The sequence below is a fragment of the Mesorhizobium sp. M2A.F.Ca.ET.037.01.1.1 genome, assembly GCF_003998075.1.
Lineage (GTDB): Bacteria > Pseudomonadota > Alphaproteobacteria > Rhizobiales > Rhizobiaceae > Mesorhizobium.
In genome coordinates this window covers 1-10,069 of sequence record NZ_RZSA01000125.1, presented here as the reverse complement: position 1 = coordinate 10,069, position 10,069 = coordinate 1, and the positions used below count along the sequence as shown (strand labels likewise).

The following is a 10,069-nucleotide window of genomic DNA, read 5'->3' as shown; positions in this document are numbered from 1 at the left end:
GCGTGGTCTATCCGGACGGCACGGAAGCCGGCCTCGACTTCACGCTGAGACTTCGTTTCGAGCTCGATCTCTACGCCAATATCCGCCCGATCAGGCTCTTCGAAGGGGTGACGAGCCCGCTCGCCGGGGTGAAGGCCGGCGACATCGACTACGTCATCCTGCGCGAGAACAGCGAAGGGCTTTACGCCGCGCGCGGGGCAGGGGCGTTGCTGCGCGGCCAAGTGGCGGTCGACACGCTCGTGCAGACGCGCGCCGGTATCGAGCGCATCGTGCGCAAGGCCTTCGAGCTGGCGCGCCAGTCGAACGGCGCGCCGCGCGACGGCGTTCGCCGGGTGACCTGCTGCGACAAGGCGAATGTGCTGCGCAGCTACGCCTTCTTCCGTTTGGTCTTTGACGAGGTGGCGAAGGAGTATCCCGACATCGAGACGGAACATGCGCTGGTAGACGCCATGGCCATGCATCTCGTGCTGAAGCCGGGCCATTTCAACGTCATCGTCAGCGAGAACATGTTCGGCGACATCCTCTCCGACCTTGCCGCGGCGACGGTCGGCGGAATGGGCATGGCGCCGTCGGCCGAGGTCGGCGACAAGAACGGCTTCTTCCAGGCGGCGCACGGCTCCGCACCCGACATTGCCGGCAAGGGCATCGCCATTCCCTACGGGACGATCCTGTCGGCAGCGGCCATGCTCGACTGGCTTGGGCGCGGACATGGCGATGAAAGGCTGCTGCGGGCCGCTAAACAGATCCGCAGCGTGACGGAAACGTGCCTGGCGGGCGGGCTGCTCAGCGCAGATCTGAAGGGAAAGTCATCGACCGCCGAAATCACCGGGAACGTGTGCGACCGGCTCGCGGCCTAAGGAGATGGGGCGGCTCGATCGTTGCGTATCGGTGGAGGATTTCCGCCAGCTGGCGCGTCGCCGGCTGCCGAAATCGGTCTTCGAGTTCGTCGATGGCGGGGCGGGCCAGGAGCTGACCCTGCGCGAAAACCGCGCCGGCTTCGAACGCATCCGCCTGCTGCCGCGTGTTCTGACCGACGTATCCCGGCCCGACCTCACCACCACCTTGTGGTCGAGGACCTATCCGACGCCGCTGGTGATCAGCCCGATGGGGTCCTGCGCGCTGGTGCGCCCCGGCGCTGACATCGCCATTGCTTCAGCGGCCGCGGCGCGCGGCATTCCCTACACGCTGTCGACCATGGCGACGACCGGCATCGAGCGGATGGCAAGGGCGGTCCAGGGCCCGCTCTGGTTCCAGCTCTACGTGCTGAAGGGTTTCGATTTCAATCGCCGGCTGGTGCGGCAGGCTGAAGAGTTCGGCTCTTCGGCGCTGGTCGTCACTGTCGACCTGCAGACGGGCGGCAAGCGCGAGAAGGATCTGAGGAACGGGATTTCGATTCCGCTCAGGCCCTCCCTGCGGCACGTGATCGAAGGGATCGCGCATCCGGGCTGGTCGTTTCGCCTGCTTCGCGGCGGCCTGCCTCAGTTCGCGAATGTCCGCGGTTACCTCGGTGACACCAGCGCGGGGCTGACGATCGCGGCGCGCGTCGGCTGCAATCTCCACGCGGGTTTCGACTGGGACGATTTCCGCACGATCCGCGACTGGTGGAAGGGCCCGCTGATCGTCAAGGGCGTCCTGCACCCGGACGATGCCGTGAGATTGATCGCGGAAGGCGCGGACGGGATCTGGGTGTCCAATCACGGTGGCCGCCAGCTCGACGGCGCGGTCGCGAGCATCGACGCCATCGGAGCCGTGCATGCGGCCGTTGGCGACCGAGCTCCGATCCTGATCGATTCTGGTATCCGCACGGGCATGGACGTCATCAAGGCGAAAGCGCGCGGCTCGGCCGCCTCGGCCATCGGCCGCGCCGCCCTGATCGGCGCGGTGGCAGGACGGGCCGGGGTCGAGCGTGTGCTGGATATCTTGCTCGAGGAAATCGCCACCGGCCTGAAGCTTTCCGGGGTGCCCGGTTTTCAGCAAGTCGGCCCAGACCTGATTGCGCCGGCGGGCTAACCGAACGAAACCTTGGTCGCGCCACACCTGTGGTTTGCCGAGGGCGCCAGGTTGCGCCGATCATGGCCGGCGGTTATGCCGGGCCAGGATTTCCCAACGAGAGGCAACCGATGAAGGTCGTTTCCACCTCCAAATCGCATGGCGGCATCCAGGGCGTCTATTCGCATGCTTCGGAGGTCTGCGCCTGCGACATGACCTTTGCGGTGTTCGTGCCGCCCGAGGCCAAGGACGGGCGGCTTCCGGTCCTCTGGTATCTGTCGGGCCTGACCTGCACCCATGCCAACGTCATGGACAAGGGCGAGTACCGTCGCCTGGCATCCGAACTCGGGCTCGTCATCGTGTGTCCCGACACCAGCCCGCGCGGCACCGACGTTCCAGACGAGAAGGACAATTGGCAGTTCGGCTGCGGCGCCGGTTTCTATCTCGACGCGACCGAGCAGCCTTATGCGAAGAACTACCGGATGTACTCCTACATCACCGAGGAATTGCCTGCGCTGGTCGCCGCCAATTTTCCGGTCGACATCTCGCGCCAAGGCATTTTCGGCCATTCGATGGGCGGGCATGGCGCACTGACGATCGCGCTGAAGAACCCGGAGCGCTATCGGAGCTGCTCGGCCTTCGCGCCGATCGTGCAGCCCTCGACGGCCGGCTGGTCGCGCCCCGCTTTCGAGAAGTATCTCGGAACGGACGAAAAGAGCTGGCGCGCCTATGATGCGACGCTGCTGATCGAGGACGGCAAGCGCTTCCCGGAAATCCTCGTCGATCAGGGCACGGCGGATGGTTTCCTGCAGGATGGCCTTCGCCCATGGCTGCTGGGAGAAGCCTGCAAGAAGGCAGGCATCGACCTCACCCTGCGCATGCAGGAAGACTACGACCATTCCTACAATTTCATCTCGACCTTCATGGACGACCATCTGAAGTGGCATGCCAGCCGCCTCAAGTGACATTTGCGGAATGCGCGCCCGCCGCAATCGAACGGTCTATTCCGGGTCAGCCTGACTGAAGGGATATCGGCGTTCACCTTCCGGTGAGCGCGCGTCTTTCCGGCGGAACATTCCGCTTTTCGCGCTGTTAAGCCAGCAGCAGCGCGGAAAGGAGCTTGCGCATGGACAATCCGCGATCCACGGCAAGCATAGCCGGCCATCCCATCCATCCCATGCTCGTCACCATCCCGATCGCCTGTTTCGTCGGGACCTTGCTCACGGATATCGACTATTGGCGGACGGCCGAAATGACCTGGGCCTACTTCTCAACCTGGCTTGTAACCGTCGGTGTCATCGTCGGCATCCTGGCTGCCATAGCGGGGCTTACCGACTTTCTTGGCAGCCGCAGGATACGCGCCCAGCCGACGGCATGGCTGCATATGGCCGGCAACCTGGTCGTGCTGGTGCTGTCCTTCTTCAACATGCTCATCCACACGCGCGATGCCTGGACATCCGTCGTGCCGGCCGGGCTGATCTTGTCGGCGCTGGTGGTGATCATCCTGATCTTCACGGGCTGGCTCGGCTGGGCGCTGGTCTATCGCCATCACGTAGGAGTGGCCGATGAGACGATTTGACGGCCCCATCAAATGGATGGTCGCCGCGCTCTGTTGCGCAACGGCGCTGGGCGTTGCCGGCTGCAGCGACGACAACACCGATCCGAACGCGCAGATCGGCCCGAACCCGAAACTGCCGGAGATAAATCAATACCTGTTCCCGCCAATGCATCTGGCCTCGGTGGTCGGCTGGAAAAATGATGAAAAGCCGGCCGTCGCGCAGGGCCTGCAAATCGCGGCGCTGGCCAAGGGACTTCAGCATCCGCGCTCGCTTTACGTGCTGCCCAATCGGGACATACTGGTGGTGGAGTCCAAGGCACCGGATGAAGCATCGGTCAAGCGGCCCAAGGACATCGTTATGGGCTGGGTCGAGAGCTGGGTCACCTCCGGCGGCGATACCGGGCCGAGCAACCGCATCACGCTGCTGCGCGACACCAATGGCGACGGCAAGCCGGATTACCAGGGCGTGTTCCTCGACCATCTCAACTCGCCCTTCGGCGTGGCGCTGGTCGGCAACGACCTCTATGTCGCCAACACCGACGCGATCATGCGCTATCCATACCTGCCGGGCGATACGAAGATCACGGCGCCGGGCAAGGTGCTGACGGAACTGCCGGGCGGGCCGATCGATCACCACTGGACGAAGAGCCTGGTGGCGAGCCCGGACGGCTCATTGCTCTATGTCGGCGTCGGCTCGAACAGCAACATCACCGAGAACGGCATCCAAGCCGAAAAAGATCGCGCCGCGATCTGGGAGGTCGATCGCGTCACCGGCCGCTCGCGCATCTTCGCCAGCGGGCTGCGTAATCCTAACGGCCTGTCGTTCGAGCCTGAGAGCAAGGCGCTGTGGACGGTGGTCAACGAGCGCGACGAGCTCGGCCCGAACCTCGTGCCGGACTATATGACGTCGGTGAAGGACGGCGCCTTCTATGGCTGGCCCTACAGCTACTACGGCCAGCATGTCGATCCGCGCGTGATGCCGCAGCGGCCGGACATGGTGGCCAAGGCCATCCCGCCGGACTACGCGCTCAGCTCGCATGTCGCGCCGCTCGGGCTTGCGTTCTATACCGCAAGCAACCTGCCGCAATCCTATCGCGGCGGCGCCTTTGTCGGCGAGCACGGCAGCTGGGACCGCTCCCAGTTCAATGGCTACAAGGTGGTCTTCGTGCCGTTCAGCGGCGGGCATCCGAACGGCATGGCGCAGGACGTCGTCACCGGCTTCCTCAACGACAAGGGCGAGGCAAGGGGCCGTCCGGTCGGCGTTGCCGTCGATAAATCCGGCGCGCTGCTGATTGCCGACGATGTCGGCAACACGGTGTGGCGTGTCACCGCGGCGGCGCCAGGATCGACGTGAGGGAAGGCATCCTTCGACACTGCCGCCCGGCCTGGCCGATCAATTGAACGGATGTCGTAGAGACGCGATAATCCGGCTGGAAACAGTGGTATCCCGCGCAGGAGACTGTGGCTTCTGGCGCGGAGACCCTGGGCAAAGCGCGGCGCGGCAAAATCGGCGGCTAACGCACCTCGACCAATTGGGCAGGAACGATCTGGCGGCTGACGCATTTTGCTTCGCGTCAACAGCCGAGGGATCCGATGCGCATTGCCCATGTCGCGCCGCTCTATGAATCGGTGCCGCCGAAACTCTATGGCGGGACCGAGCGGATCGTCTTCTACATCACCGAAGCGCTGGTCGAGCTCGGCCACGATGTCACGCTGTTCGCGAGTGGCGACAGCGAGACGTCGGCCAGGCTGGTGCCCGCGCGTGACCAGGCGATACGCCTCGACCCGCGCCCGAAGAAATCGGAGATCGCCGCGCATCTCGCCATGCTCGCCGATGTGCGCGCGCGCGCCGGCGAGTTCGACGTCATCCATTTCCATCTCAGCCACTTCCTGCATTTTCCGTTCTTCGAGAACATTGCGGGGCGAACGGTGACGACGCCGCATGGCCGGCTCGACTATGTCGACCTGGCGCCGGCCTATAAGCGCTTCCCGCGTTTCCCGATGATTTCGATTTCGCACAGCCAGAAGCGCGGTCTGCCCGACGCGAACTGGCTCGCCACGATCCATCACGGATTGCCGCTCGATGCCTACCAACCGACCTATGAGCCGCGGGCGGAAGAACCATATCTCGCCTTCCTCGGGCGCCTGTCGCGCGACAAACGGCCGGACCGCGCCATCGAGATCGCGCGACGGTCCGGGTTGAGGTTGAAGCTGGCGGCCAAGATCGGCGACGACGACCGCGCCTACTTCCGCGCCAATATCGAGGCGCTGATCGATGGCGACCGGATCGACTATGTCGGCGAGATCACCGAGGACGAGAAGGCCGAATTTCTCGGCAACGCGGCGGGCCTGCTGTTTCCCATCGACTGGCCGGAGCCGTTCGGCCTCGTCGCAATCGAGGCAATGGCCTGCGGCACGCCGGTGATCGCCTGGAACCAAGGCGCCTTGCCGGAGATCGTCGACGACGGCATCACCGGCTTCGTCGTGGACAGCGTCGACGCCGCGGTCGCGTCAATGCCGGCGCTTCTCGATCTCGACCGGCGGCAGGTGAGGGCGGTGTTCGAGAAAAGGTTCTCGGCGACAAGAATGGCAAGCGACTATCTTGCTGCCTATATGCGTCTGACCGGCATGCCGGAGGCCAAGGCCTCCTGACCTTCATCCCTTGAGCCGGATGATTTCAGGTCTGTTCGGCCTGAAATCTCAATCCGGCTCTAAATCAAAGAGATAGAGCATAATGTCGTCCGAAAGCCGCTTCACACTTTTCGGCATCATGCTCTAGGGCGGGGCAAACGAAGAGGTGACGAATGATGGAGCTCGACGAGCGCAAGCTCGATCCTGCCGTAGCCCTTTCTTCACTCGACGAGACCGCGCCGCGGGAACCGCACCGGCTTTTCGCCCTCAAGCAGGGCGACTGCTTCGCTGTCGCCGACGCCTATGGCGACATCAGGGGCTCGGGCGACGGGTTCTTCCGCGACGACACGCGCGTGCTTTCCGAATTCCGGCTGACCATCGGCGGCAGGCAGATGTCGCTGCTCGGCGCTTCGCTCAGCCAGGACAATGTGCTGTTCACGTCCAACCTGACCAACCTGCCGATCCAAAGCGCCGCCGGCCGTGACATCCCGCAGGGCGCGATCCATATCGAACGGGTCAGGCTGATCTGGCAGGACCGGTTGTTCGAGCGCATCACGCTGTCCAACTACAGCCGCGAGCATTCGACCATCACCGTCTCGCTGCATTTCGCCGCAGACTTCCGCGACATGTTCGAGGTGCGCGGCTCGACGCGGGTGAAGCGCGGCACGACACATGTCGCCAAGACCGAAAAGGAGTCCGTCATGCTCGGCTATGACGGCCTCGACGGGCTCCCACGGCTATCGGCGATCTCCTTTTCGCAGGCCCCCGACAAATTAAGCGACAACCGCGCCGACTTCCTGATCGCGGTGACCAAGCGCAGCCAGAAAGTGCTTTATGTCGAAGTCGGACCGGAAGTATCCGAGGCTCCCAGTCGCGACCGTTTCCGCGCCGCGGCGGCACGGGCCCGCTTCGGCATGCGTGCCAAGCGGCGTCATGGCGCAACGGTGCACAGTTCGGGCCGCGTCTTCAACGACTGGGTCGAGCGTGCCCGCGCCGACGTAGCGCTGCTCACCACTGAGCTGCCGACGGGGCCTTATCCCTATGCCGGCATCCCGTGGTTCTCGACGGCGTTCGGCCGCGACGGGGTGATCTCGAGCCTGCAGATGCTTTGGCTCAATCCGGGCCTGGCGCGCGGTGTTCTGGCATTTCTGGCCGAGCACCAGGCGACCGAAACCTCGCCCTTCTCGGATTCCCAGCCGGGCAAGATCATGCATGAGACGCGCAAGGGCGAGATGGCGGCGCTGCGCGAGCTTCCTTTCGGGCGCTACTATGGCGGTGTCGACACCACGCCGCTTTATATCCATCTGGCTTCCGCCTATGCCGACCGCACCGGCGACATGGCCTTCATCGACAAATTGTGGCCTTCGCTCAAGGCCGCCGCCGAATGGACGGAGGAGGCGAGCCGCGCCACCGGCTTCGTCACCTATCAGCGCGCCGCCGAGTCGGGTCTCGCCAACCAGGGCTGGAAGGACAGTTTCGATTCGGTCTTCCATGCCGACGGCCGCATTCCAAAAGGGCCGATCGCGCTCGTCGAGGTACAGGGCTACGTCTTCGCCGCCTTCCGGGGCCTGGCGGCGCTGGCGCGCCGCCGCGGCGAATTCGCCGATGCCGAGCACTGGGAGAACCGCGCCGAGGAAATGCGAGTCGCCGTGGAACGCGATTTCTGGCAGGACGACATGAATTTCTACGCCCTGGCCATTGATGGCGAGGGCCAGCCCTGCAAGGTCCGAACGTCGAATGCCGGGCACCTGCTGTTCGTCGGGCTGCCGCAACCGGAGCGGGCCAGGCTGGTCGCCGACCAATTGCTGTCGGCGTCCTTCCATTCCGGCTGGGGGCTGAGGACGCTTGCCGACGACGCGGTATTCTTCAACCCGATGTCCTACCACAACGGCTCGATCTGGCCGCATGACACAGCACTTTGCGGCGTAGGTCTCGCCCGTTACGGCGAACGCGACAGCGTGGTGCGGCTGATGAGCGGCACGTTCGAGTCCGCCGTGCATTTCAACATGCGGCTGCCGGAACTGTTCTGCGGCTTCGCCAGGGCTCCGGGTGAGGCGCCCATCGCCTATCCCGTGGCCTGCCTGCCACAGGCTTGGTCGGCCGGTTCCACCTTCATGTTGATGCAGGCGTGCCTTGGGCTCGAAATCGATGGCTGGGAGGGCGAATTGCATGTCACGCGGCCTAGGCTCCCGATCGGCATCGACACGCTCACGCTCCGGCATCTGACGGTCGGCGACAAAGCGGTCGACCTCACCTTCCAAAGGGTCGGCGACCGCGTTGCGGCCTTCTTGCCTGACCGGCATGAAGGTCAGGTACCGCTCATAGTGCGCACGTAAATAAAGCACCGCAACCCCGCGTCCAACAATCGAAAAGTGTCGGAACTGATCGCTGGTTCATGCGTTGCAGACCTAAGCCGGTCTGCCCGTCCGCGGCCGGCACGAACGAAAACAATGAACGGACGGCCGGAGGCAACCTGGCATTTCAATGACACAATACGGCGCCGACCTGCTACTGGTCCTCATTCTCGCAAGCCTCGGATTGTCCGCATTAGCGATCATCATTTCGATCTCCCGACACCGTCGCAATAACCCGATTGCATCGGCCGTGCCGGGTTCCGGTGACGACTCCGCCACCGAAGCCGCGCGCAAGGTGCTGCGCGAATTCGAGAAGAACGGGCAGTCGGTCGATGCGACTCTGGTCTCGTGGTCGCCCGATACCCTGCGCAAGATCCTTGCCGACGAATTGCCGGAAGCGCAGGTGATCGTCGTCTCCAATCGCGAACCGTATATCCACAACGAGACCAGAGACGGCGGCGTCGAGCTCGTTGTCCCAGCAAGCGGTCTGGTCTCGGCGCTGGAGCCGATCACGCGCGCCTGCGCCGGCACCTGGATCGCCTATGGCGGCGGCAGCGCAGATCGCCGGATGGTCGACAAGGGCGACCGGGTTCAGGTCCCGCCCGGTAATCCGTCCTATACGCTGCGGCGGGTATGGCTGAGCGACGACGAATATCAGGGCTACTATCTCGGCTTCGCCAATGAAGGCCTGTGGCCGCTCTGCCATATCGCCTTCACGCGGCCGATTTTTCGCGAGTCGGACTGGGAAGCCTATGAAGCCGTCAACCGCAAATTCGCCGAAACGGTGGTTGCCGAGGCGCGCAACGAGCGGCCGATCGTGCTGGTCCAGGACTATCACTTCGCGCTTTTGCCCCGCATGATCCGCGAGCGGTTGCCGGAGGCGATCGTCATCACCTTCTGGCACATTCCCTGGCCGAACTCGGAGGTGTTCAGCATCTGCCCCTGGCGCGAACGCATCCTGGACGGCCTGCTCGGCAGTTCGATCGTGGGCTTCCACACCCAGTTCCACGCCAACAATTTCACCGAGAGCGTCGACCGCTTCATGGAAAGCCGCATCGAGCGAGCCGATGCCGCCATTTCCTATGGCGGCCAGGTGACGCTGGTGCATTCCTATCCGATTTCGATCGAATGGCCGGTCGAGCTCCTGAAAGCCCTGCCCAGCGTCGAGGAAAGCCGGGCGCGCGTCCGCAAGCGGTTCAGAATTCCAGCCGGCGCCAAGCTGTGCGTCGGCGTCGAGCGGCTCGACTACACCAAGGGTATTCTCGATCGCTTCCATGCACTGGAGGAGCTGTTTATTCGCCATCCCGAAATGGTAGGCAATGTTGCATTCCTGCAGATCGCGGCGCCGAGCCGCGGCACGCTGCCGGCCTACAAGCATCTGCATGAGGAATGCCTGCGCTACGCGGAGGAGATCAATCAGCGCTTCGGCAGCGAATCCTACCGGCCGGTCGTCATGGTGGCCGAGCACCATTCGCAAGCGGCGGTCTATGAACTCTATCGCGCCGCCGACATCTGCCTTGTCACCAGCCTGCATGAC

At 64.1% G+C, this 10,069-nt stretch carries 8 protein-coding genes; all 8 read left to right on the top strand.

The window, feature by feature from the left end; translation table 11 throughout:
* A partial coding sequence (locus tag EOA27_RS09125) for an isocitrate/isopropylmalate family dehydrogenase (protein ID WP_145970296.1) occupies positions 1 to 857 on the top strand: 857 nt, incomplete at its 5' end.
* 4 nt (positions 858 to 861) lie between these two features.
* Positions 862 to 2,010, top strand: coding sequence for an alpha-hydroxy acid oxidase (locus tag EOA27_RS09120; protein WP_127255986.1), 1,149 nt, complete (start codon positions 862 to 864; stop codon positions 2,008 to 2,010).
* A 110-nt stretch (positions 2,011 to 2,120) separates the two neighbouring features.
* A complete protein-coding gene (gene fghA, locus EOA27_RS09115; protein ID WP_127255984.1) occupies positions 2,121 to 2,954 on the top strand; it encodes an S-formylglutathione hydrolase in 834 nt (277 codons plus the stop codon).
* Positions 2,955 to 3,115: 161 nt separating this feature from the next.
* Positions 3,116 to 3,568 carry a DUF2231 domain-containing protein gene (locus EOA27_RS09110; protein WP_127255982.1) on the top strand — a complete coding sequence of 151 codons (453 nt, stop codon included), beginning with the start codon at positions 3,116 to 3,118 and terminating at the stop codon, positions 3,566 to 3,568.
* A 16-nt stretch (positions 3,569 to 3,584) separates the two neighbouring features.
* Entirely contained in the window at positions 3,585 to 4,901 is a 1,317-nt protein-coding gene (locus EOA27_RS09105; protein ID WP_189343373.1) for a sorbosone dehydrogenase family protein, read from the top strand.
* A 239-nt stretch (positions 4,902 to 5,140) separates the two neighbouring features.
* Positions 5,141 to 6,199 carry a glycosyltransferase family 4 protein gene (locus EOA27_RS09100; RefSeq protein WP_126081854.1) on the top strand — a complete coding sequence of 353 codons (1,059 nt, stop codon included), beginning with the start codon at positions 5,141 to 5,143 and terminating at the stop codon, positions 6,197 to 6,199.
* 152 nt (positions 6,200 to 6,351) lie between these two features.
* Entirely contained in the window at positions 6,352 to 8,514 is a 2,163-nt protein-coding gene (locus tag EOA27_RS09095) for an amylo-alpha-1,6-glucosidase (protein WP_126081855.1), read from the top strand.
* A 148-nt stretch (positions 8,515 to 8,662) separates the two neighbouring features.
* Positions 8,663 to 10,069, top strand: a 1,407-nt coding sequence (locus EOA27_RS09090) for a trehalose-6-phosphate synthase (protein ID WP_145970295.1), incomplete at its 3' end; no start/stop codon positions are given.

Excerpts from the sequence above, each read along its gene's own strand:
- EOA27_RS09105 (WP_189343373.1), top strand. The coding sequence starts at position 3,585 with ATGGTCGCCGCGCTCTGTTGCGCAACGGCGCTGGGCGTTGCCGGCTGC.
- EOA27_RS09095 (WP_126081855.1), top strand. The coding sequence starts at position 6,352 with ATGATGGAGCTCGACGAGCGCAAGCTCGATCCTGCCGTAGCCCTTTCT.
- fghA (WP_127255984.1), top strand. The coding sequence starts at position 2,121 with ATGAAGGTCGTTTCCACCTCCAAATCGCATGGCGGCATCCAGGGCGTC.
- EOA27_RS09120 (WP_127255986.1), top strand. The coding sequence starts at position 862 with ATGGGGCGGCTCGATCGTTGCGTATCGGTGGAGGATTTCCGCCAGCTG.
- EOA27_RS09100 (WP_126081854.1), top strand. The coding sequence starts at position 5,141 with ATGCGCATTGCCCATGTCGCGCCGCTCTATGAATCGGTGCCGCCGAAA.
- EOA27_RS09110 (WP_127255982.1), top strand. The coding sequence starts at position 3,116 with ATGGACAATCCGCGATCCACGGCAAGCATAGCCGGCCATCCCATCCAT.